Below are 21,634 nucleotides of genomic sequence, written 5' to 3'. Positions count from 1 at the left end.
ATAATTACACCCTTTCGATATCTTCTTCTTCAATGACAGTCAATTCTTCACGGGTTAAATCTGTATCAGTGCTTAGCCTCAATGCTTGATTGTTCACCGATTTTTCAAAGACATTTCTCACGTATCTGCCATTTCCAAAGGCCTCTTCCTTTAAGACTTCGTTTAATATTACAGATAGCTTATTTTTTGCATTTTCAGTAAGTAAATAGCCTTTACTTTGATAAAATTCATTTGCTATTTGCATTAATTCATCAAGATTATAATCTGCAAACTCAATAATATTAGGGAAGCGAGACTTTAAACCAGGATTTGTTTTTAAGAAATCATCCATATCCTTACTATAGCCTGCTAAAATAACCACTATACGCTCCCTGTAATCATCCATTAGCTTTACCAGAGTATCAATACTTTCCCTGCCAAAATCATTTGCACCACCCTGTGACAGTGAATAAGCCTCGTCTATAAATAATATCCCATCCATGGCTTCCATCACTTTTTCAGTAGTTTTCATGGCAGTTTGTCCTACATATCCTGCAACTAACCCAGCTCTATCTGTTTCAATCAATTTATTTGTTTTAATAACACCTATGTTATAAAGTATATCCGCTACTGTACGCGCAACCATGGTTTTTCCTGTTCCTGGATTTCCTTTGAAGATCATGTGAATTGTTGCGGAACTGTCCGAAGGAAGTCCTAATTTTTTTCTCTCATTTTGCATTTTCAAACGGGCATACAAACTCCTTATATAGGACTTTACTTCGTGCAGACCAATAATTTTCTCTAAAGCTTTATCTATGTCGTAACTTTGAGTTTTGTTGTCTGTAGTTTGTATATCACATGGCAGAATTTGAGTTAAATCAGCTACAGTAACTTCATCAGATGCTATCCTTGCAGATTGATTTCTCATAATTTTTTCTATTAAATTTCGTACCATCCTACCATTACCTGAATGTGCAGTTGATGTCTTGTGCAGTATTTCTATCTGTCCACCTAAAACGCTCTTGCCTTCTTCAGTAATCTGAAATCCTTTGGAGTCCATTATTTTCAGAGCAATTTCATATAATTCATCTGAAGAATAGTCAGGAAAATCTATTATCAGTGGAAATCTTGATTCTAAACCGGAGTTTGATTTCATAAAATCTGCCATTTCCTTTTTATAACCAGCTAGTATAACTATGATTTCACCACGATAATCTTCAATTAGCTTTACCAGAGTATCAATTGCTTCTTTGCCAAAGCTGCTTCCGTCACTTGATAATGCATATGCTTCATCGATAAATAGCACTCCCCCTAAGGCGTTCTTAAATATCTCTTCTGTCTTTTTAGCAGTCTGGCCTGCATATTCTGCTACTAGACCTCCTCTATCCGTTTCCACCAAATGACCTTTTTTCAACAGCCCCATATCTTTAAACATAGTAGCCACCACTCTAGCAATAGTTGTTTTTCCAGTTCCAGGATTACCTGTAAAAATCATGTTTAATGATTGTGTGGTATCTACATTGATGCCTGCTTTTCTACGCTTTTCATTAGCAATAAGCAATTTATATTGACTTCTAACAAATTCTTTTACATTTTCAAGTCCTATAATACCTGATAATGCTTTATCCAAATCAAACTTTTCAAAGCTCTCAAACTTGAAATCTTCAAAGCTCAATAAATCCATTGGAGAACTTTGATCTTTCACCAACCGTTTTGATTGTTCCAAAATAGCACTTTCAACAATATTTCGAACCAATCGTCCATTTCCACTGTCATTTCTGCCTTTAATCTGACTTCTTTCAAATAGTCTTATTAATTCCTCCTTGCAATCTTCAGCTATAGCATAACCCTTTGATTTAGCTGTTACAATTGATATTTCATACATTTCATCAGCAGTATAATCTTCAAAATCAACTATATTTGGAAATCTTGATTTTAATCCGCTATTAGATTTTAAAAATTCCGCCATCTCATCTTTATAACCTGCAAGAATTACCACCAAATTGTCACGATTATCTTCAATTCCCTTCACAAGAGCATCGATAGCTTCAAGACCAAAAGTATCATGTTTATCCCTGCAAAGAGAATAGGCCTCATCAATAAACAAGACACCACCTAAAGCAGACTGAATAACCTCATTAGTAAGCTTTGCTGTTTGTCCTACATATTGACCAACTAAGTCCATCCTAGTTACTTCTCTCAGTTGACCAGTAGAAAGGACACCAATTGCTTTTAAATATTTTGCTACTATTCTTGCAATAGTTGTTTTCCCCGTTCCAGGATTTCCTGTAAAGATCATATGCATAGAAATTGATGCGGCTTTTAAACCGGCATTTTCACGCATTTTCTGTACTTTAAAATTATTTTCTATGTCTAATACATACTCCTTTACTTTTGTAAGGCCTATGACAGAATCCAACTCTTTTTTAACCTCATCAATGTTATTAATATTACTCTGAGGTAACAATTCCATCAGGTCAACAGTGGCATCTCCTTGCTTGTTCATAATTTTTGCCATGATCTTTTCATTTTCTATAAACAATTCAATCATGGCATGTGATTCAATGGTATTTCTCAATTTATATTCAGATAAAGCCTTATAGATATTTTCGTTTATATAGTTTTGTATTCCAGCAATACCGGAAGCAAAACTATATTTTCCAGCGCAATAAGCAGCCAAACTGTCGTCATATTTCAATATAATAGAAAGATTGCTTTTGCAACGTAAATTTAATTCACTAAGGAGTTTTTCACTAATCACTGCTAATTCTTTTTCTGTATAAGAATTCATTTTAAGCAGATCTGACACAGCAGCCATAAATTTTGAACCGAATATATCCATTATCTTGCTTTCACGCTGTTCTGTTACAAAGATAAAATATTTACCGTTTGATGAAAGCTCACTAACAGAATTTTGCATTAGTACACCGGTGGCTTCAACAAGATTATTGTTTTGAAATGCATATCTTGCATTCAGTTTATACTTCCCGTCAATTACAAGTTTTGAAATAATGTCAATAACACTGCTGTGACATTTCTCAAAGCAGTCAAAGATAATTACATCTGAATTTGTATATAGTTCTTTATATAAATCTGAAAGAAATAATGATTGTTCTGAAACAGTTGGATAGATTGATAAATCTATTTTTGAAACATTATCATAGCTTAATAATTCTTTTTGTTTTAATAGTTTTACTGTTTCTTCTATACATGTATGTCTGCCTGTACTTTCTTCCCCTATTATAAATATTGTATTTTTAGGTTTTACATTATCATACCCAGTAATAAAAGGGCGTTTGAAAGCAACAATTAAATTATCAAGAAAGTTTTGCTGACCCACAAGCATTGTAGATAGCTTATTCCTTATACTTTGAAAATTTTCATTAATACCATCATTAGAAACTTTAACTAATTTCTTTTCATTGTGTATGATAGTATCACTGTTAATTTCAGTATGTTTTCCAAATTTATTTTTTTCCATCTGCTTTACTTGGTGTGTGTCCATACCGTAAGAAGTTTCCTTATTGGTAGAATAGCTATTAGCTTGATAGCTTGTACTTGATTTTGCTTTGTTTTCTTTCTTAGCTATAAAACCATATTCCCTAATAGATTCTATAATCTGATACTCTGGAAATAGGAATTTAAACATTTTCTTTATATCCATTGCTCATACCCCTTTAATTTAATAATTGATGATTCTTTCAATAGTTTTAAACCCAGCATTCTTCCTACATCACCTCAACTGACTATTTAATTAATAAAATTATTTACCAATAATTATATAAAATTATATCATTTTCTACTTGATATGTGTATAGTACTGAAGGATGTAGAAATTTTTACTCTAATATTATTGACCATGAAGTCTATTTTTTTCTCCAATATTTAAAACGAACTAACAACTGGAAATATATATCCAGTTGTTAGTTCAAAATTTCATATGAAAGTTTAACCTTGTATGGATGTAATATCAATACTCTGCAATCTACTTTTTAATACAATCTTACGTAAAAAAGAATTATACATAAATGGGCATTTCAGTAGTTTTAAAGATATCTTCAAACGGATGTTAAAAGTCTTTAATCTATATTTTCTGTTAGCATTTTTACTATCAGCATTTAATACTTCGCTTAAAATCTGAGCGCTATTGATAGCTGAACTAATTCCCTCAAGGGAACTTGGACTGATAAAACCAGCAGCTTCCCCAATTAAAAAAGCATTGTTCTTCCCGCAACAAAAATCATAGAATGATGATGGTCTCAGTACCATGCAAGCCTCGGTTTTTATAGGCTTTCCGAACTTAAATCCATTTTTTTCCAGCTTTCTTTTCTGATTTTCAAACCTTTTTCGGGAATTATCCATAGGAAATGCACCGCCAAAAATAAATTGATTATCTTTTGAGATGGACCAAGAACAGCAATCTGTATTTTCTAAATCGAAAATGCAGGAATAAAATGGATTGGCATGTGTTTCAACAAACCATTGCTGGATTGACATATAAGTCCGTATTTTCTTTTTAGGATAAAGGGTACTACGCACCAAGGAATTAGCACCGTCTGCACCTACTAGATATTTTGCAGCAATTACATGCTCCATACCATTTTCATGAAATGTAATGCGATAACCTTCCGATATTTTTTCAACAGCAGAGCAACGTGAATTACTATGAACCTCCACATGATTGGGAATAAGTGATTTCAACCATAAATCAAATTTATGGCGATGAAGGTTAATATAAAATCGTTGATAATGGCGTATGAGATCATTTTTCAAATCTATAGTTTTAACAGCGAAAATTTGTGGATCTACCATAACATCTTTAGGAAGGCATAAGTCTAATCCTGCCAATGCTTTCTGAGCGTCGGAAGAAAGCAATCCACCGCAAGGTTTCTGAAATCCCTTTTCCACAGAGTCTTTTTTGTCAATGGCAATAATCTTATATTTTTTTGAAAGCAGCCTTGCCAGTAAGGCACCTGCAGGCCCTAACCCTATAATCGCAATATCATATGTCATAGTAGTTTCTTCTTTCACCTTTATTCCCCCTTATATAAATCTATTTAGGATTTTTGTTTAAAAAAACAAAACTTCATTTACAATACAAATAGGCTTAAAAATCAAACTTTATTTTGATTACAAATATAGCTTTTCCTTTACAAAACCTGCATTTCGGTTACAAATATTTAATTGTTGGTTGCAAACATTACATCTCGGATTACAAAATGACTTCTCGATTTACTATTAAGCCTTATATCACTATAATAAACAATTATTTATTGTTTATCAATATTTTTTTAATATAGCACAATATTTTTTTATCGTAAATAGATTTCTTGCTATGGAATTTCGTTTTACAATTGAGGAACAAATTTATTCAATTTTACAATTTAGGATTGAGGTGGTGAATTGAGATTCCATCAATTTTACATAAATTATATAAATATGCAGCTTAATTCTTCCTCTTGCATAGGCGAATTTTATTGATGTTCCTTCTATGACATCCTTGTCAAAAGTCTTTATGGTCTTCACTGTATAAATTAAAAGATAAGGACTCCCATCCCTTTTAATCACAAATAGTCAATCCAGGCATATTATAAAACAGAAAAAATACTATTTTAAGGAGTGTTTTTTATGCAGAAATGGATTCACCAACCAAGTAACTCTTTGCTAATGTTAGGGGACTTCAATGCTAACTATTATGTTTTTCCGTATGAAGTGGATCCCGATACAGAGATTGTTATAAAAGGACAATTCCCATATTCAAGATATATGTCTTTCACTTTAAGTGGACAAATCGACACTGTCATAGCTACAGCACCTGACCGAGCATTAATTCCTGACCCGGGAAGTACCAATCCTTTTTTGCCTGGTGCTGATTGGAATGCAGAGAATCGTAATTATACTATAAGAATCCGTTCTACTGCACCACCGCAGGGGTCCGAGCATTTTGTCCCTGAGGCAGGTAATAATACCTTTTATGCTGGGACTTTAAAAGATGGCACACCCAATAGATTTGGGCTCATTGGATTCCGAATTTATGTTCCCAGCATTGGCTATGATAAGACCGGTGGTGTAGGACTTCCAAAAATCACTTACTGTGCTGCAAGAAAGGATTTCATAAATAAAAGCATTTCCTTAACTATTGATAAAATTACTCAGGCTGAGAATCTACTAAACCAGGTAAATGTTTTTAACAAAGAAACTTCCTTTCAGCGCTGTAGTGATATGGTTGAACGAAATTGCGATTTAACCTGGAGTCGTATAAGTGCCATCGCAACAAGAATTTTACAGCCTGATCTAAATACAGTCTATGTAATTTCCGATCAAATTAAAAGAGACCTCGGTAAGTTGTTATTTATTCGCTGGAAAGCTCCCACATTTCCCGACACCTATCATAATATCGGAATATTAGGGAATGAGGAAATGCGATACTGGAGTATGTCTTTTATAACACGAGTGGGCTTATTAGGACTTTACAGCCTTAGTGACTTTCAAACCATTATCGATAGGAAGGGTTACGTAAATCTTGTTATAAGCTTTGGAGCACCACGTCCATCTACTGTGACCCCGGAAAATGGTTTTAGTTGGATTGATGCCAGTAAACTGCCTTTGGTTCCACTTACCCTTTTCTACAGAAACAATCAGGTGTACCAAGGATTTCCTTATACAGCAAAGAATGTACCCGAAGGGCAAATCGTTCCACCAGAAGTTATGGGAGAATACTACCCCTGTGGTACATATGTAAATCCTCTCTATTTTAATTCATGTTATTATGATTTCAATGATAAGCATGACAAAAATAAATGATACTGTTAGTGTCTAGAATCTTAGTGTAAGTATTAAAGAGGTTGAAAAAATTATTCTCAGCCTCTTTTTTGAAGCAGTTTCTAAAAAAGAATGACTAAGCATAACAACCAACATCAGTCTCTATTTAACCAAAAGTAAACCCTCTGACATACCAGAGGGTTTAACATATACAAATTATGAACCTACTTTATTAGTAAAACCTAATTGTCAATAAAGTACTTTCTTATTTGCAATGTTAGTACTGTTCTGCATAATTATCCTTAGTTTTCCCATCAACACAAAAGAGAATCTCTGTTATGCAGTAAAAGATTGATTTTTATAAGTTTCTTTTAAACTATTACATCCTTCATCTAGTATGGAAATCAGTTTTTCATCATTTATTACTCTAGGAACCTTCACTTGATTTGATGAAGCGCCTTTTTGAAGGTTCCAGCTACAACTACCTCAAGCTTTAATGGAGCAATACGCCCGGCTTTTTGTGCTACCATGTATGTGGGATTTGCTTTTCTTATAGCTTCTTCTAAAATCATCCTTTTTTCTTCCTTATTACACATTAACGTTTCCGTATTATTTACCTCCACATAAAACTTATAACACCCTACAGTTTCACTTAGATCTTGTATAGCTGTGTAGTCAACAAGATCTACACCCCATTTTTTTATTGAGGTGATTATGGAATGATGTACTGCTGATTCTGTTGTCTTTTCTGCCACTAAGTTAAGGAGTTGTCCTTTTCTATACGAAAACTCTATAACTGGACTATTACCATAGTAGTCAACCACCTTAACTACATCACCTATACGATAGCGGTAAACCCCTGAAAAATTGGTTATCATAATCTCATATCTTTCACCAATTTCAAGCTCGTCCAAACATAAGGTATCAGGATTAAGTGAATCCATTTTATTTAAAGGAATAAACTCAAAGAAAGCTGTCCTTGGTGTAACTACATATGTTGCATCCTCTGGCTTCACAGCCATAACAATAAGAGCCTCTGATGCAGCATAAACTGATGAGAAAATAGGAAGGTTACCTATAAAATATCTGAGTTTTTTTACATAAATACTAATTGATAGTTCCCATGGCAATATCCAATACAAGCCGTTCCCAATTTTCTTCTATTACTCCAAATACCTGAACGATATTTGAAGGAAAAGGAGAAGCAATATAGGACAACTCCCTGTTTTTAAGAGCAAACAGCGCATGAAGATAGTTTGCGGTTTCCTGTTCAGGAATTTCCAGTACTTCAATAGGAGAAACCCACATGTATGGTAAGATATGCTTTGCTGCTTTAATTCCTTCTGAATTACCAGCTCCGGCTGGGATTCCCCCTGGTGTTATCATTGTTGGTTCTGGCTCTAGAAGTCGAAGTAATTGGGATAAATTTTTGGCTGCCAGTTGTACCTGACCTTAAAGAAAAAAACTCTACTGGATCACTAGTTAATATTTAAAAAGCGTCCATGACTTTTATGCGTTTACCAATTGTCTCAAGTCATTTTGCAACCTCTTCTGATGCAACAGCACCATTTACAGCAAGACCAGGTAGAATAATGGCCTTCGAACATTCTCTAGCTATATCATTTTCAATTTGGCAAAATCCTCTAGCAATCTTAGATATGCCTGTATTACATGATATCCTACAACATAGCCTCCATAAAAAGGCATTCCAAAGTCTTGAGTTTCTGGCATCATTGGGCGCTTTCCATATATATTTACGAACATCCATAAATTCTTTTACATTAAGTGATTTTGAAATTATTCTTCTTGCAGTTTTTGTATCTTCTTCTTGTATGCCTTTTATCCATGGTCTTTTTTGCATTATTCCAGGCATCAGACTTTTCAAGCCTCTCTAACATTTCTAACATCTTGGAGTCACGGCCAGAAAACTCTATACCTCCCATGGTCTCAGGAGTCCTGGTCATATGCATTATTTCAAACATCGTATTAAAAGGAATGATATACTTCATTAACATATGAGCTAACAATTTTGCCACTAGATTAAATTCTTCGTCTACTAACGCCATTAAAACACCAATGTACAGCAGATAAATGGGATATCAAAACAATAAACAATCCATATACTGCAGTTATTAATGTAATTTTTACTTCATCAGGCTTCTGTAGTAGAATCACAATTATTATAAGAATAATCCCCGCGAGAAATTCCTTCAATACGCGACTTTGAATAATTCTTATCCAAGATTTCCCTGACAATCTTAATGGAAAGTCACGCTTAGCTTGCAATGTTGCGAAGATTAAGGCACTAATTGCCGTAGCAATGCTGAAAGCAATAATTAGAGTAATTAACGAAAGGTTTTGCAGCCATACAAGGTATACTGCAAACTGTGCGCGTAGTATTCCCTCTTCAGCAATATAAACAACCTGTAGTTCTCCTTGGAACCCTTGTTTACGAAGCGTTTGTACATCAAGTTGATGTCGTTCTAACAATTGTTCTGTAGCTGTTACTCCAGTAAAGATTATGTTGCTAGTAGAGATAATGGATGTTAAATTAGAATCATTGAATGTGTCGTACAGTGAAGGTATAACAACTAATAGTATATTATCCCCAAAGTGAAGGCTTCCGCCCCCACCACCTAGTATGACTGGAAAACGAAATTTTTCAACAGTTTGGCGAAACTGCAACTTTTGGAGCACATTGTCAATATCCCCTTTTCTAGATAAAATAAGTAATTGTTCTCTAATTTCACGAATAAGATTTTCTGGAATGCTTTGTTGGGAAACGGATGCTACAACAGAGTTTTCCATTTCTCCACTAACTAGGTCAAGCCAGCGTTCATTTACAAAAGAAATAGCTGTATAATCACCAAAATCAACCGATGGCCACATTTCTTTCGTGTAGGTATAAGAAAGTGCGACATTTTCTGCTGACTCCGCATCTTTTACCAATTCTCCAATTTTCGTCTCAGTACGATCCATTTCATTAATATCTGTTGCAAACACAATTGACACTTGATCTGCAAGCTTTTTCCACTGCGCCATTTCATCTGCAATGGCGAGTGATTGTTTATATGTAGACCAAGCTGGACTTACTGAGGACACGACTAAAACAAATGTCAAAGCTTGTATGACAATAGCAACTGAACGAAGGCTCCTTACCGGTGGTTGTCTGTTCACAAGCATCATCACACTAGGCCATGCGGAAGTTGACATAATAAGTGTAATAAAAACAGATAAAATGATAACAAATACTTGTAAACTTATTAACACCTTGAGGTATATATTGATATAAATTAAACCATGAAAAATACCTATGTAGCTTGTTGAAACTACAGCAACAATTCCCGCTGAAACAAGCAATGCCTCACCAAACCCTGTGATATCTTGCATTTGAATTCGCGTAGTAGGACAACCACCGAGAACCCGTAGTGCCCGTCCGCGTGCCTTCATGGACAACCAAAATAAAGAAAGCGATGAAATGAGAGCAAGTGATGCTAGGACCGCAGCAGCAAATCCCCTTTCTTTGACAACAAATAGAAGGCTTTCTAAAACCGAAACGTCCCGTCTAACTACTTCTCCTCCGATACTTTTTAGGCTGTCCACAAATTCATCTAAATGTGAAGTATTACCAGTCACCAGATATACCCCATCAGGAAAAGAGTTGGCAAGTCGATTTTTATTAACAATCTTAGCCGTATGGTCACCGCGAAACCAAGTAAATTCATTTGGTAAGGCGTTATCGTTAAGGGTAGCAAAAATTTCGCTATCCCCCCCCTTATCAAAATCTGGTGTGACCTTGACCAGTCTAAGATTCAAGTTCGTATCAAGTTCAGCCAACTTTAAAAATGCTTCATTGATGGAAATTTCTGATTGATTGAAGCGAATATCAATCCTACTTTTGCTTCCGATAGCCTGTGGAAAATCTCGATCATTCAAATCAGTAATAATTGCTGCAACTAATGCAAGTAAAGAAAATAATATAAACGAAACAACAATAATTATACGTTTATACATATTCATCTATTCATTCACCTCTTTTTCCCTTTAAAAAATCTACATTGTATTTTAAACACTAGCGTTTCACCAAATGTATGGGAACTCCAAATCCTTCACTGATTTCAATCAAATTACGAATAGCTTCCTCTTCAGATTTCGATTTGTACTTAATCTGAATAAGAGCCCGATTTTCATCATCTGAACACGGTAGTCCAACTTCTACTTTAATGTTTTCTCCAAGACTTTCAATTTCTTTAGCGAAGCTTTTATGATTCGCTAATGCTTCAGTCACTTCTGCAACAGAAGGAAGCTGATCACATGGCGGATGAGTATTTTTAGATGATATTGGTAGCCAACCGTTGATTAGTGCAAGTGCTATTCCTAACAATAGAACAATAATAATACTAATTATTTTTTTGAAAGTTAATTTCATAGGTATCCTCCATTTGTAATCGTTTTCTGATTCATAAATTATTTTTTGGAACTGATTTGATGGATTGTATGGCACGCATCAATCATTTCGGAGTCATGTGTTGATACAATAACCGTTCCACCGCGTTTTGCAAATTCCTTAAGTAGTCGAATAACGAGCTGACGATTGGATTCATCTAGTGAAGCAGTTGGTTCATCAACGAATAGGACATTTGCATCCTTATAAATAGCACGAGCTAATGCTAGCCGTTGCTTTTCACCCCCACTTAGATGACCTGCCAATTCTTTCTCTCTATCTTTAAGTCCCGTTTGCTCAAGAGATTGCATCAATAATGCCTTATTTCCAGAAATATGCTTACGAATTATGCTTGATTGCATCGTTACGTTGAAAGCTACCGACTCCTCATCCATAATGCCATAATCCTGAAGTATAAATGCCGCATGTTCTTGCCAAAAGCGCCGACGTGCTACTGTTCTATAATTTGTAATATCATTCCCATTTAAAAGAATACTCCCATTATCCACAGGGAGCAACAAACCAAGACAATGTAAAAGTGTTGTTTTCCCTGACCCGCTTGGACCTACTAAAGCTGTCATTATACCTGGTTTACAACAAACAGATTCTCCATTAAGTATAGATCGTTTACCAATTTTCACCGAAATATTCTGAGCTTCAATTAACATGTTCTCCACCTACTTAGTTATTTTTTAACTCTACTAATTGAGTATTACTTACATTATAAAACAAAAAAATAAACACCATATAAATGGTGTCTTAATACAACCTTAATTATTGTTCTGGAAACTTAATTTTAATCTTTGTACCTTTTCCCGGCTCACTTTCTACTTTAATTTTTCCACCTTGTTTTTCAATAAATTGTTTACCAATAGACATACCAAGTCCAGATCCAAGAGGTGATTTGTCTGTAGTTGTCCCACGGTAATATTGATTAAATAATTGTTCAACCATTTTATTATCCATTCCAATACCATTGTCATTAACTTCTATGACGGTGGAGTTTTTTACTTTCTCCAATATAATCGTTACGATCGTTCCAATAGGATTATGGGAAATAGCATTCATTATAAAGTTTTCTAATGCTCTTTTTAATAATATAGGGTCAAAAGATAATAAGATAACATCTTTCTCCTTAATATCTAAATGAATTGGATAATCATTAGGAATGGGATATTTTTGGAAGTCTTCTAATACATCTTTTACAAACTCAACTAAATTAGCAGTTTGTAAATTTACTGGGATTTGCATTTTTTCAAATTCGTAAACAACACTTAAATCATTAATTAATTGTTCCATATATAATGACTTTTCCTCAATAATATTAGCAAATTCTTTGATTTCCGCCTCGTTCCATTTATGTTCGGATCGAAGCATTGCTGCGTAACCTTTTACATATGAAAGCGGTGTTTTTAAATCATGTGTTATGCCTGCTGTCCATTTTCTTCTTGTTTCTTCAAGTTCTTTCCGTTCTTCTTCTACCTTTTTAAGTTGATTAGTTAAGCCATCAAGTTTTATTTTAAGTTCCAAAAATGGCCCAAATTCCATATCTTTTATAGAATGCTTATTTATCGTATCTGGCATTTTAAAATTCCCAAGTGATAATTGATCGATCCATCGTATAAAGAAAGTAAGTGGGTTCCTAATTCGTCGGTTAATAATGACTGCAATAAGCATAAATCCGCCAATAAATAGTAAAGGAAATAAAACATAAATTATTAATTTATCCAACACCAGGATATTGTTTAATAGCCTGAAAATAGAAAATCCTGTGATAAAAAAAAGTGCACCAAAAGTTAAAAAGACAATGATTAAAGCTAATGAAATCTTTTTTTCTAGTTTCATTGAGCTCCCTCACGATTCTCGGGATTTAATATATACCCTAATCCTCTTACATTTTTTAAATACACAGGATGCTTGGGGTCTTTCTCAATTTTCTGGCGTAAACGACTAATATGAACCATAACCGTATTTTCTTTACCTATACCACTGTAATCTTTCCATATATTTTCATATAGCTGGTCTACACTAAAAACCTGCTTAGGATGTTGACACATAAATTTTAGTAATTGAAATTCCATAGCTGGACAACTTACTTCCTCTCCATTCACAATTAACTTTGCTTGGTCAAAATGTAAGGTGAAATAATCTGTTTGGAATATATTTGTGTCTTTTGGCAGTACTCTCCTTTGACGATGTAAAATAGCTTTTATTCGAGCTGATACTTCAAGTGGATTAAAAGGTTTCGTTATATAGTCATCTCCACCTACAGAAAATCCTGTTAATTTATCAATATCACCAGTACGTGCAGTCAAAAATATAATTGGCACATCGGAAATATCTCTAATTTGTTGACATAAATTAAAACCATCTATATCGGGAAGCATAACATCAAGTAATATTAAATCAATTCTATTTTCCTTGATAATTTTTAAAGCCTCAAGACCTGATTCAGCTTGATATATTTTTGGGAACCCTTCCTTTTCTAATAACCTCTTTAGCATTTTAATCAATCCTATTTCGTCTTCTATAATAAGTATGCTTTCTTTCATATTTTATCCCCCTCTAGAGTCTTTAGATAAAGTATTAAATATTTAATAGATTTTCTATTTGTTAAATACCTTTTAAATCATACTACTCATCAAATTAATCAATCCATTTATATTATACCTAGATCAATCTAGCCAAGATTTCCACCTACACTTTTAGATACAATCCTATTTATACCCAACTATAATATACAATTCCCCTATCAATTTATCAACCAAGCTTAACCATTTTTCTTTATTATCATTCTAATTATCCAAGGTCATTTAATTGCTTTTATGTAGGAAATATATGGGTGTGATATAATGGTTAAGATCAGAGAACTTGAAGAAGAGAATGAGAAGCTGAAGGAGCAGGTAGAGATACTAAAAGGTAAGCTGTATGAAAAATGTGAGTACACAATTTATTTGTATTATGATGTAATATAAATAAATTGATTACAACCAAGATAATGATGAGAATTGAAGGCAAAACATGATGAAATTGAGGAGGTAAGTATATGGATGTTTCACATATTGTGAAAAAAATTAATGATCTTTTTAATGTAACAAGTAAGGAAATCTATTCTAGTGAATCTGGGATTACATACCATGCAGATAAAAAAGTTAAAAAATTAGGATACTGTGTTAACCTAACGCTTGAAACTATAGAAGAAGCAAGAGTTCATGGAGTTGATATGATGGTAACACACCACGATGCATGGGATGAAATATATGGGTTAAAAGAGGCATGCATAGAAAAACTAGAAGAGTATGGTATAAGTCACTACTATAATCACTTGCCGCTTGATGACTGTGACTTTGGAACAAATGATAGTTTATTAAAAAAATTGAATTTAAAAAATATTAAAAGGACCCACGAATGGGAAGGCTTATATTTTGGTAGAGCCGCAGAATATGATGAAGAGATTGAATTTAATGAATTAATAAAAAATATTGAGAATCTACTTGAAGAACCAGTTAAATCTTGGCGGTTTAATGACAAAAAGGTGAAGCGAGTGGGCTTAGTCTGTGGTAATGGAGGGACAACAACTTGCCTTAAGGAAGCAGTTGAAAATAAGTGTGATGTATACATTACAGGTGAATGCAATTTGTATACCATTCAATATGCTAAGTTTAAAGGGATAAATCTTATCATTGGGAGTCATACCTTCACAGAATTCTTTGGAATTCAAAGTTTAGCATTGAAATTGAATGAGAATAAAAAAGAACTTGAAGTAGTGAGACTCAATGAAGAACATTATGAAGCAAATAGATAATTCCCTTCTGCACTCATGGAGACGATGGATTTTGCCAAATTGAAAATTATACAGCTAGAGAGTGTTCAAAATCCATCATTCTACCTGATATTTCTGTAAATGGTATTGTTGCATCTAAAGAGACTACAAAATGGCTCGAGAGTACGTATATTCTCTCTGTTTTCAACCTTATTTTTTGATGAATAGGGTCTGAATTTTCTACATACTATTGATTTTATAGAAAGTTTACCCATAAGTCGTTGAGTTCTTTTTAGGCTTATAAATATATCTTTAGCTTTTAATTTTTCATTATTATACTATTTCTAATGTGACAACTGATTACATTGTAAAATTATCCTAATCCATTGAAAACATGGGGCTAACCCACAATTTCAAAAATAAATTCGCATGGCTTTTCACCTTTGCTGTTTATCGGCGAAGAAATTACTTCTTTTGTTTTCAGTTCAACACCAAGCTGTAACTGTAAGTGGCGACGGCCTGACCCGGCGCAACAGTAACAATACGACAGCGGCATGACGCAATCGCCAGCCTTGTTATTTTCTAAAGCAAGCTCTGAAACCCTTACGCCTGTTATAACGGTGGCAGAACAAACGCATTTATATTTCCCATTGTTATCAAAAGACCATTTTACTGATAATGTGTTGTCAGCGTTGAGGATGATTTTTTCGGAGTCGGAAGATATGCTGTTAACATGAGCTATCCTTTCACTCAATGTTTTATCCGCGATTTCCTTTCCGATTTTTTCACATCGTTTTAGAAATTCCTTACCTCCGGTACATGCGTTGGAATCCAAAATCTGATGCAGGGTATCTGAGTCCAGTGTGTTTTCCATCCGCTCAATCACATTGATGAGGTTGCCGTTGCCTATTATTTCTTTAGTGGTTTTGTCATCAACATTATTTTGGGCTAATCCTTTTTTTATTCCATAAACTCTTGCCATTTTATTTTCCTCCGTTTTTAATTTATTTTATAATATTAATATGACAATAGCACATCAAGTATTATTACTTATTTTTAATAAGCAAAAAGAACAAAATAGCATCATCTATTCTGTCCTTTTCCTTTATGTTCAAAAATATTTTATTGTGTAATTATATATATTATTAATTGTATTATATTACATATTATCTAACTAAGCAATTCTTAAACTATATTCAATTTTTATTACCCACTATTCTTTCACTAATAAAGTCACACACTCCGCGTGTGTAGAGTGCTGACCATAGACAAGTTCCAATATAAAAGATGTAGTGAAATTTACCTAATAAAAATAATATTACTCATAAAGTTAGGCTTACCAATAAAAGTAAGCCACTTTTCCATTTAATAATTATGATGTTAAATAAGAGTAATGCGAATTAGTTCAACTCTATACTTCAATTATTTTGTATCGTTTTCTACTGCTGCTACTGCTTCAATTTCCACCAATTGATTTGTATATCCTAATACTGTAACTCCAAATAAGATGCTTGGAACATCATGATTACCAAATTCTTTTCTTATTGTTTCCCATGCAGTTACCAAATCTGACTGATTATGAGATGCTACAAGAACTCTAGTATATACTACGTCTTCCAAAGTAGCCCCACAGTCCTTCAGTGCTTCCTTCAAATTCTCTACACAAAGTTTTGCCTGAAGCTCATAATCACTCAAGCTGGGCACTTCTCCATTTTTATTAATAGGACATGCCCCCGCCAAAAATAATAAGTCCATTCCTGAAGGTATACGTCCAGCATAAGCATAATCTACTGGAGCTAAATTTGTAGAATGAATTAATGATATTTTTTTATTCACTTTGATTCTCTCCTTTTGTTCTAATATCTACGAGAAGAATTACAAATTCATTTTTTAAATGAATTTTATGTTCAATATCATTTTAAAGCTTCTACATTTTTTAAGAAAGATAATAATCATTTCTATATCATCTTTTACACAAAAGCTACCACACATTGAAAGAGTGGTAGCTTTAACCTACTTATCTTTTTTATATACAATTTTCTTAATACTACTATCTGAAAGAAAGAATTCTTCAGCCAGGTTGCTAATTGATTGCCCACCTATATATTGGTTTAGTATCTTTGCATTTCTGGCTTTTAGATAATCTCGGCTTTTAGATTTTTCACCCCATCTTTTTCTCTTTTCAGGAAGGGAAGGGATGTATACATATTCACCTTGGATATATTTTTGAATTTCTTTAATTAAATCATCTGGTAATATTCTATCAATTCTTACATATTTCACAAAGCTCACTTCCTTAAATTTATTATTTAATTAAGGAAACAAAGCCTGTATATGTATGAATTTATTTATCAAAAGCGACTAAATATCTATCTCTGTGCAAATTGTCGCCCAAACCCATACCTACAGACTTTGCACAGAGCATTTTAAGCATTTTTCTATCCATGAGATTAATATTCATGATATCACACTCCTTATTTGTATTTAAAAGAGGTTCCAGCCTCATAACTCATAAATTTTCTCTATATTTAGTATAAACTTAATAATATAAAGGCTCAAGCATAGAAAATGACGCCAACCAAAATTCATGGTTGATGCCATGACCGATTTTTATTTTTCTATTGTCCATTTAACGGGGACAATTTTATATTAACTCAGTTGTTACTTTTCTCAAATTAAGGCATACATTATACTCTATCTTAGACCACAACAATAAATTTTTATTCTATAATCTCCTTAATTCTCCCTACGACACCACCCTCAAGCATAACCTTAATACCATGGGGGTGATTCGGTGAATTTGTGAGGATTTTAAGGACAATGCCTTCTGTCAATTTGCCTGTAGGCTGATCCTGCTTTTGTACAACTCTTACCTTTGTGCCTGGCTTTATATTTCCCCTCTTTGTTCCTGTCATTACCACATCCCCTACTTTCTTGTTATTAAAGCAACGTTTTCTATATGTGCCGTTTGAGGAAACATGTCCACGGATTGTACTTCTTTAGTTTCATAGTTCATTTCTTCTAATATTGCTAAATCTCTAGCTAGGGTGCTTGGATCGCAGGAAACATATACTATCCTTTCTGGGGACATTTTAGCTATGGCTTCTAACAGCGCTTTTTCACAGCCTTTTCTTGGTGGGTCTACTACCACTACTTCAGCTTTTATTCCTTGACTTATCATTTCAGGGATTATTTTTTCTGCTTCACCTACATGAAATTCCGCATTTTTCACGTTATTTTCTTTAGCATTGTGTATAGCATTTTCTATGGCTTGTGGCACTATCTCTACACCATATACCCTTTTTGCCTTTTGGGACAGGAATAAGGATATGGTGCCTGTGCCGCAGTAGGCATCAAATACTGTTTCATTGCCGGTAAGCTCAGCAAATTCTAAGGCTTTAGCGTATAAAATTTCTGTTTGTACAGGGTTTACTTGAAAAAAGGATAAAGGAGATATATTAAACTTAAAATTTCCTATATAATCACTTATATGATCCTTTCCATAAAGCACTAAGCTTTTTTCCCCAAGGATGACATTGGTAGGTTTTGTATTTATGTTAAGCATAATGCTTTTTATTTCTGGAATGCTCTGAGCAAGTTCTAAAATAAGCTCTTCTTTATGAGGAAGTTTTTCTGTGGTAGTAACTAATACCACCATCACCTCATTGGTCTTAAAGCCTTTTCTAACCATTATGTGCCTTAATACACCCTCAGGAGAGTATTGTCCATCCACTATATAAGGTTTTATGTTATTCTTTAATATCCATTTTCTTATGATATCTACTGCTTTATCTGCCACTTCGTCTTGTATATAGCAGCTTTTCATGTCTATGATGTCATGGCTTCTTGGGGCAAAAAAGCCAATTTGAAGCTCACCATTGTTACTTCCTACTGGTAATTGAACCTTATTCCTGTATCTGTAAGGATTTTTCATACCTATGGCTGGTTTAACTATATCAGGATTTATTTTGGCTATTTTACTCATGCAATCTTTAACCCTCTCAGTTTTAAATTCCAGCTGAGAATTATAGGAGGTATGCTGCAGAGAGCAACCTCCGCATCTTTTATATATAGGACAAATTGGAATTTCTCTATTCTTAGAAGGTTTAAGTATTTCTATAAGCTTGCCATAAGCATAGCTCTTCTTACTCTTTACTATTTTGACTCTTACCTTTTCCCCTTTTAAAGCTTCAGGAATAAAAATAGTGAAGCCTTCAGAAGTTTTTGAAATGCCTTCCCCTTCATAACCCTGTGCAATTATGTCTAATTCATATTCTTTGTTTTTTTCTATCAAAATTATCACCTTTTAATTCAATTTAAAACTATAAACTATAATTCATCATCAATTTTCCTTTAATTACTCTATAAAGTCAAGGAAAAGAAGATTAACTATACTTCTCTGAAGGTTTCACACTGAGTTTCTTCTGTTGTTTCCGCCTTTTCACCAATTATTTGTATATTAGAGGCACTACATCTCCCCTTCATATTGTACCTGCATTTTTCAGCTTCACATAGTATATTAGGGGTTAAAGCATACTCCTCCATGGTTATAAGTTGTCTAAGTTCACCGGAAATATTAGTGTTAGCCATTCCGGCAAAGGCATTCATCACTCCTCTTTCTGCAAAGGTACTACAGCGAGTTTCCTTAGAAGTTTTGGCATCACCACCAATTACATGTATAGTAGCTGCTGCACAAAAACCACCTGTATAGTTTATACAACTTGAAGCATTACAACTTAATCTTGTCATCTTTACCTCCTACAATTATCAAGTGATTCTAAACTTCAGATGGACTTACTTAAAAGGAATACTTACTCCATCTGAAGCTTAGAAGAACTTATCCAGGAGCTTAGCGCTCATTATCCCACCACTTTGAAGAAGGGAGAATATTAGGAGCGTTAGCTATCGGATAAAAAATAATATTAACTACAACACTAATACTTTTACTATAATATTTTAAGATAATAAAATATTATTAGTATATTTTTAGTATAATATTAAAATAATATTCAATAATCCTTACTTTTGCAGATTTTCAGCAAAAAAAAGAGCACCCTTAGGTGCTAAGTAAAAGAATCAGTTGCCATTTAATCATCTTACTATTTTGTCCAAATTTAAAAAAGAATATACACTTAATTATATTAAATTAAAAAGTTTTAATGTGTTAACTTTTCGTGAACTTTTTAAAGCCACCTTAAGGTGGCTTTAAATACTTTATATATGATACTCAAACTACTCTACAATACTAACTTTAAGCATATTTGTAGAACCAATTTCATTTATAGGAAGTCCTGCTGCTAGAACCACTGTATCTCCCTTTTTAACAAAACCAGATTGTTTTGCTACCTCTGTAGCTTGAGCGATCATTTCATCTGTAGTTTCAATTTTTTCTGCTAGCATTGGGTATACTCCCCAAACTAAAGCAAGTTGTTTTGCTACATGCTCATGGAAAGTAACTGCAATTATTGGGCACTCTGGCCTATATCTTGAAACTCTTCTTGCTGTAGATCCTGATTGAGTAGAGGTTATGATTGCTGCTGCATTTAGTTCCATAGCTACATTACAAGTAGATCTACTTATAGCTCCACCAATAGTTTTAGCACGTTTGCCTAATTTTAAAGTTGCAGATTCATAAGTTAAATGTTGCTCTGCTTCTGAAGCGATGGTAGCCATAGTTCTAACTGATTCTACTGGCCAGCTTCCGTTAGCACTTTCTCCGCTAAGCATTATAGCATCAGTTCCATCTAATATAGCATTAGCTACGTCAGAAACCTCAGCTCTTGTTGGTCTTGGGTTTCTTATCATAGAATCTAACATTTGTGTGGCAGTGATAACTGGTTTTCCTAATCTATTACACTTCTCAATAATCATCTTTTGCACTGAAGGTACCTTTTCTATAGGAATTTCCACTCCTAGGTCTCCTCTTGCCACCATTATACCATCTGAAGCTTCTAGTATTTCATCTATGTTGTCTACGCCTTCTTGGTTTTCTATCTTTGAGAAAATGTGTATGTTTTCTCCTCCATTTGAGTTAAGAATTTCTCTTATAGCCTTAACATCTTCTGCCTTTCTTATAAAAGAAGCTGCTATAATGTTAACTCCTATTTCACAACCAAATTTTAAATCATCAATATCTTTGCTGGTCATAGCAGGAAGCTTTATAGAAACTCCTGGTACATTTACTCCTTTATGAGTTCCCACTACACCAGAGTTACTTACTATAGTATATATCTTTTTCCCTTCAACCCTTTTAACCTCTAAGCCTACTAGGCCGTCATCTATTAGGATTCTATCTCCAGCCTTCACATCTTCAGCTAATCCTGAATAGGTTACAGAACATTTTGTTGCATCTCCTAACACTTCTTCACCAGCATATATAACAAATTCTGAACCTGAGGTAAGTTCTACTTTGTTCCCTTCAAACTTTCCTGTTCTTATTTCTGGTCCTTTGGTATCTAATATTATAGGAATATGCTTGTTGTATCTCTTGGATAGCTCTTTCACCATCTTTATTCTCGCTGCGTGCTCTTCATGATCTCCATGAGAAAAGTTATGTCTTGAAGCGCTCATACCCGCTTCTATTATTTTACATAACGTTTCTTCCTTCTCACTGGCAGGTCCTATGGTACATACTATTTTTGTATTTCTCATTAATACAACACTCCCTTGCTATAATTTCCCATTTT

22 protein-coding genes are annotated in these 21,634 nt (G+C 33.8%); 3 read left to right on the top strand and 19 right to left on the bottom strand.

Translation table 11 applies throughout. From position 1 onward, the window contains the following. Nucleotides 1-4: 4 nt before the first annotated feature. Together BUA82_RS08855 and BUA82_RS08850 are read right to left on the bottom strand one after the other, a co-directional pair. Nucleotides 5-3,643, bottom strand: a complete 3,639-nt coding sequence (locus BUA82_RS08855) for an AAA family ATPase (RefSeq protein ID WP_073006758.1) — start codon at nucleotides 3,641-3,643, stop codon at nucleotides 5-7. A 284-nt stretch (nucleotides 3,644-3,927) separates the two neighbouring features. Beyond that, complete coding sequence (locus tag BUA82_RS08850; RefSeq protein ID WP_073007173.1) at nucleotides 3,928-4,992, bottom strand: FAD-binding protein; 1,065 nt, start codon at nucleotides 4,990-4,992, stop codon at nucleotides 3,928-3,930. A 615-nt stretch (nucleotides 4,993-5,607) separates the two neighbouring features. Between BUA82_RS08850 and BUA82_RS08845 the strand changes: the two genes are divergently transcribed. Next, a complete protein-coding gene (locus tag BUA82_RS08845; protein WP_073006757.1) occupies nucleotides 5,608-6,783 on the top strand; it encodes a hypothetical protein in 1,176 nt (391 codons plus the stop codon). A 395-nt stretch (nucleotides 6,784-7,178) separates the two neighbouring features. Here BUA82_RS08845 and BUA82_RS08840 read toward each other — a convergent pair whose 3' ends face one another. From BUA82_RS08840 to BUA82_RS08800, 10 genes are all read right to left on the bottom strand, one after another. Further along, complete coding sequence (locus BUA82_RS08840; protein ID WP_073006755.1) at nucleotides 7,179-7,883, bottom strand: GH3 domain-containing protein; 705 nt, start codon at nucleotides 7,881-7,883, stop codon at nucleotides 7,179-7,181. After that, a complete protein-coding gene (locus BUA82_RS08835; protein ID WP_073006753.1) occupies nucleotides 7,849-8,127 on the bottom strand; it encodes a GH3 family acyl-acid amido synthetase in 279 nt (92 codons plus the stop codon). Before BUA82_RS08835 ends, BUA82_RS08840 begins: the two co-directional genes overlap by 35 nt. Beyond that, a complete protein-coding gene (locus BUA82_RS21220) occupies nucleotides 8,090-8,230 on the bottom strand; it encodes a GH3 family acyl-acid amido synthetase (RefSeq protein WP_143148608.1) in 141 nt (46 codons plus the stop codon). The genes BUA82_RS08835 and BUA82_RS21220 overlap by 38 nt, the downstream gene beginning before the upstream one ends. Nucleotides 8,231-8,275: 45 nt before the next feature. Next, a complete protein-coding gene (locus BUA82_RS20960) occupies nucleotides 8,276-8,602 on the bottom strand; it encodes a hypothetical protein (RefSeq protein ID WP_242948946.1) in 327 nt (108 codons plus the stop codon). Further along, a complete protein-coding gene (locus BUA82_RS20460; protein ID WP_143148600.1) occupies nucleotides 8,523-8,807 on the bottom strand; it encodes a hypothetical protein in 285 nt (94 codons plus the stop codon). The genes BUA82_RS20960 and BUA82_RS20460 overlap by 80 nt, the downstream gene beginning before the upstream one ends. Then, entirely contained in the window at nucleotides 8,782-10,761 is a 1,980-nt protein-coding gene (locus BUA82_RS08820) for a hypothetical protein (protein WP_242948945.1), read from the bottom strand. The genes BUA82_RS20460 and BUA82_RS08820 overlap by 26 nt, the downstream gene beginning before the upstream one ends. Before the next feature lie 52 nt (nucleotides 10,762-10,813). Beyond that, entirely contained in the window at nucleotides 10,814-11,170 is a 357-nt protein-coding gene (locus tag BUA82_RS08815) for a hypothetical protein (RefSeq protein ID WP_073006750.1), read from the bottom strand. A 38-nt stretch (nucleotides 11,171-11,208) separates the two neighbouring features. Beyond that, a complete protein-coding gene (locus BUA82_RS08810) occupies nucleotides 11,209-11,853 on the bottom strand; it encodes an ABC transporter ATP-binding protein (RefSeq protein WP_073006748.1) in 645 nt (214 codons plus the stop codon). 106 nt (nucleotides 11,854-11,959) lie between these two features. Further along, nucleotides 11,960-13,030 carry a sensor histidine kinase gene (locus BUA82_RS08805; RefSeq protein ID WP_073006746.1) on the bottom strand — a complete coding sequence of 357 codons (1,071 nt, stop codon included), beginning with the start codon at nucleotides 13,028-13,030 and terminating at the stop codon, nucleotides 11,960-11,962. Beyond that, nucleotides 13,027-13,737, bottom strand: a complete 711-nt coding sequence (locus BUA82_RS08800; RefSeq protein ID WP_073006744.1) for a response regulator transcription factor — start codon at nucleotides 13,735-13,737, stop codon at nucleotides 13,027-13,029. Before BUA82_RS08800 ends, BUA82_RS08805 begins: the two co-directional genes overlap by 4 nt. A 300-nt stretch (nucleotides 13,738-14,037) precedes the next feature. Between BUA82_RS08800 and BUA82_RS21120 the strand changes: the two genes are divergently transcribed. Continuing rightward, a complete protein-coding gene (locus BUA82_RS21120) occupies nucleotides 14,038-14,160 on the top strand; it encodes a hypothetical protein (protein ID WP_278321572.1) in 123 nt (40 codons plus the stop codon). A 71-nt stretch (nucleotides 14,161-14,231) separates the two neighbouring features. After that, nucleotides 14,232-14,990 (top strand): Nif3-like dinuclear metal center hexameric protein, encoded by a 759-nt coding sequence (locus tag BUA82_RS08795; protein ID WP_073006741.1) that lies wholly within the window; start codon nucleotides 14,232-14,234, stop codon nucleotides 14,988-14,990. 358 nt (nucleotides 14,991-15,348) lie between these two features. Here BUA82_RS08795 and BUA82_RS08790 read toward each other — a convergent pair whose 3' ends face one another. From BUA82_RS08790 to pyk, 7 genes are all read right to left on the bottom strand, one after another. After that, complete coding sequence (locus BUA82_RS08790; protein ID WP_073006739.1) at nucleotides 15,349-15,930, bottom strand: hypothetical protein; 582 nt, start codon at nucleotides 15,928-15,930, stop codon at nucleotides 15,349-15,351. A 440-nt stretch (nucleotides 15,931-16,370) separates the two neighbouring features. After that, entirely contained in the window at nucleotides 16,371-16,784 is a 414-nt protein-coding gene (locus BUA82_RS08785) for a RidA family protein (protein ID WP_073006736.1), read from the bottom strand. A gap of 177 nt (nucleotides 16,785-16,961) precedes the next feature. After that, nucleotides 16,962-17,231 carry a CD3324 family protein gene (locus BUA82_RS08780; RefSeq protein WP_073006734.1) on the bottom strand — a complete coding sequence of 90 codons (270 nt, stop codon included), beginning with the start codon at nucleotides 17,229-17,231 and terminating at the stop codon, nucleotides 16,962-16,964. A 437-nt stretch (nucleotides 17,232-17,668) separates the two neighbouring features. Then, on the bottom strand, nucleotides 17,669-17,863 hold the full coding sequence (locus BUA82_RS08775; RefSeq protein WP_073006731.1) for a YwbE family protein: 195 nt from the start codon (nucleotides 17,861-17,863) through the stop codon (nucleotides 17,669-17,671). A gap of 11 nt (nucleotides 17,864-17,874) precedes the next feature. After that, nucleotides 17,875-19,242, bottom strand: a complete 1,368-nt coding sequence (gene rlmD, locus BUA82_RS08770) for a 23S rRNA (uracil(1939)-C(5))-methyltransferase RlmD (RefSeq protein WP_073006729.1) — start codon at nucleotides 19,240-19,242, stop codon at nucleotides 17,875-17,877. Between the two features lie 95 nt (nucleotides 19,243-19,337). After that, complete coding sequence (locus tag BUA82_RS08765) at nucleotides 19,338-19,697, bottom strand: DUF1540 domain-containing protein (protein ID WP_073006726.1); 360 nt, start codon at nucleotides 19,695-19,697, stop codon at nucleotides 19,338-19,340. Nucleotides 19,698-20,180: 483 nt separating this feature from the next. Beyond that, on the bottom strand, nucleotides 20,181-21,599 hold the full coding sequence (gene pyk, locus BUA82_RS08760) for a pyruvate kinase (protein ID WP_073006725.1): 1,419 nt from the start codon (nucleotides 21,597-21,599) through the stop codon (nucleotides 20,181-20,183). Between the last annotated feature and the right edge of the window lie 35 nt (nucleotides 21,600-21,634).

Origin of the sequence: Clostridium amylolyticum, from assembly GCF_900142075.1 — a bacterium.
Taxonomy (GTDB): domain Bacteria; phylum Bacillota; class Clostridia; order Clostridiales; family Clostridiaceae; genus Clostridium_AA; species Clostridium_AA amylolyticum.
The sequence above is the reverse complement of the archived record's forward strand: the minus strand, read 5'-3'. Positions and strand labels throughout refer to the sequence as shown.

What these genes read in the sequence shown, in the direction of transcription:
- BUA82_RS08765 (WP_073006726.1), bottom strand. Translation starts at nt 19,697, where the DNA reads ATGACAAGATTAAGTTGTAATGCTTCAAGTTGTATAAACTATACAGGT.
- BUA82_RS08835 (WP_073006753.1), bottom strand. Translation starts at nt 8,127, where the DNA reads ATGATAACACCAGGGGGAATCCCAGCCGGAGCTGGTAATTCAGAAGGA.
- BUA82_RS08820 (WP_242948945.1), bottom strand. Translation starts at nt 10,761, where the DNA reads ATGAATATGTATAAACGTATAATTATTGTTGTTTCGTTTATATTATTT.
- BUA82_RS21120 (WP_278321572.1), top strand. Translation starts at nt 14,038, where the DNA reads ATGGTTAAGATCAGAGAACTTGAAGAAGAGAATGAGAAGCTGAAGGAG.
- BUA82_RS08795 (WP_073006741.1), top strand. Translation starts at nt 14,232, where the DNA reads ATGGATGTTTCACATATTGTGAAAAAAATTAATGATCTTTTTAATGTA.
- BUA82_RS08845 (WP_073006757.1), top strand. Translation starts at nt 5,608, where the DNA reads ATGCAGAAATGGATTCACCAACCAAGTAACTCTTTGCTAATGTTAGGG.
- BUA82_RS08810 (WP_073006748.1), bottom strand. Translation starts at nt 11,853, where the DNA reads ATGTTAATTGAAGCTCAGAATATTTCGGTGAAAATTGGTAAACGATCT.
- BUA82_RS08855 (WP_073006758.1), bottom strand. Translation starts at nt 3,643, where the DNA reads ATGGATATAAAGAAAATGTTTAAATTCCTATTTCCAGAGTATCAGATT.
- BUA82_RS20960 (WP_242948946.1), bottom strand. Translation starts at nt 8,602, where the DNA reads ATGCAAAAAAGACCATGGATAAAAGGCATACAAGAAGAAGATACAAAA.
- BUA82_RS20460 (WP_143148600.1), bottom strand. Translation starts at nt 8,807, where the DNA reads ATGGCGTTAGTAGACGAAGAATTTAATCTAGTGGCAAAATTGTTAGCT.
- BUA82_RS08805 (WP_073006746.1), bottom strand. Translation starts at nt 13,030, where the DNA reads ATGAAACTAGAAAAAAAGATTTCATTAGCTTTAATCATTGTCTTTTTA.
- BUA82_RS08815 (WP_073006750.1), bottom strand. Translation starts at nt 11,170, where the DNA reads ATGAAATTAACTTTCAAAAAAATAATTAGTATTATTATTGTTCTATTG.
- BUA82_RS08775 (WP_073006731.1), bottom strand. Translation starts at nt 17,863, where the DNA reads ATGACAGGAACAAAGAGGGGAAATATAAAGCCAGGCACAAAGGTAAGA.
- pyk (WP_073006725.1), bottom strand. Translation starts at nt 21,599, where the DNA reads ATGAGAAATACAAAAATAGTATGTACCATAGGACCTGCCAGTGAGAAG.
- BUA82_RS08790 (WP_073006739.1), bottom strand. Translation starts at nt 15,930, where the DNA reads ATGGCAAGAGTTTATGGAATAAAAAAAGGATTAGCCCAAAATAATGTT.
- BUA82_RS08850 (WP_073007173.1), bottom strand. Translation starts at nt 4,992, where the DNA reads ATGACATATGATATTGCGATTATAGGGTTAGGGCCTGCAGGTGCCTTA.
- BUA82_RS08800 (WP_073006744.1), bottom strand. Translation starts at nt 13,737, where the DNA reads ATGAAAGAAAGCATACTTATTATAGAAGACGAAATAGGATTGATTAAA.